General features: G+C 71.8%; 1 protein-coding gene. It reads left to right on the top strand.

Going from position 1 to position 1,275, the window contains the following annotated elements; genetic code table 11:
- A partial coding sequence (locus tag ACWCV3_RS28980) for an FAD-binding oxidoreductase (protein WP_451230350.1) occupies positions 1-1,203 on the top strand: 1,203 nt, incomplete at its 5' end.
- Positions 1,204-1,275 lie beyond the last annotated feature (72 nt).

Here is a 1,275-nt window from a genome sequence, read left to right as displayed (position 1 = left end):
CGCACGGCGACCGCGCTGCGCGTCCCGGTCGTCCCGCAGGGCGCCCGCACGGGCCTGTCCGGCGCGGCCAACGCGAGCGAGGGCTGCATCGTCCTCTCGCTCGTCAAGATGGACCGTGTCCTGGAGATCAACCCGGTCGACCGGATCGCCGTCGTCGAACCGGGCGTCATCAACGCCACGCTCTCCCGCGCGGTCAACGAGCACGGGCTCTACTACCCGCCGGACCCCTCCAGCTGGGAGATGTGCACCATCGGCGGCAACATCGGCACGGCCTCGGGCGGCCTGTGCTGTGTGAAGTACGGAGTGACCGGTGACTTCGTGCGCGGGCTCACCGTGGTCCTGGCCGACGGCAGCGTGCTGCACACCGGCCGCACCACCGCCAAGGGCGTCGCCGGCTACGACCTCACCCACCTCTTCGTAGGATCCGAAGGCACCCTCGGTGTCATCACCGAGGTCACCGTCGGGCTGCGGCCCGCCGCCGAACGCCCGCTGACCGCCGTGGCGTTCTTCCCGACCACGTCCGCCGCCTGCGCGGTCGTCCCCGCGTACATGAGCAGCGGTCCGCGGCCCAGCCTCCTGGAGCTCATGGACCGGCCCAGCATCGACGCGGTCAGCGCGTACCGCGACCTCGGCTTCCCCGACGATGCCGGCGCCGTCCTCATCGCCCAGTCCGACCGGGGCGAGGCGGCCCCGGCCGATCTGCGCCGCTTCGCCGACATCGCCGAGGCGCACGGCGGCACCACGGTGATCGCCGAGGATGCCGCCGAAGCCGAACTCCTCCTCGCGGGGCGCCGATTGGTCGGCATCGCGACCGAGCGCCTCGGCGCCTATCTGGCCGACGACGTCTGCGTGCCGCGCGGCCGGCTCGCCGAGATGGTCGACGGAATCGCCGAACTCTCCGAAGAACACGGCCTGTTGGTCACCTGCGTCGCCCACGCCGGTGACGGCAACGTCCACCCCAACGTCATCTTCGACCGCGACGACCCCGACGAGGTGCGCCGCGCCCACGAGACGTTCGGCGCCATCATGGACCTCGGCCTGCGCCTGGGCGGCACCATCACCGGCGAACACGGCGTGGGCCTGCTCAAGCGCGACTGGCTCGCCAAGGAACTCGGGCCGGCCGGTGTGCGCGTACACCAGGGCATCAAGGCGGCTCTCGACCCGCACGGGATCCTCAACCCCGGGAAAGTCCTGGCCGGTTGAGCGGCCCCGCCGTGTCTTGTCATGCCTCTATGCCGCTGCCTTGGCGCGCTCGGTGCCTCGTACGCGTCGGCC

It is taken from the genome of Streptomyces sp. NPDC001781 (assembly GCF_053596035.1).
This window is presented reverse-complemented; position numbering and strand designations above follow the sequence as displayed.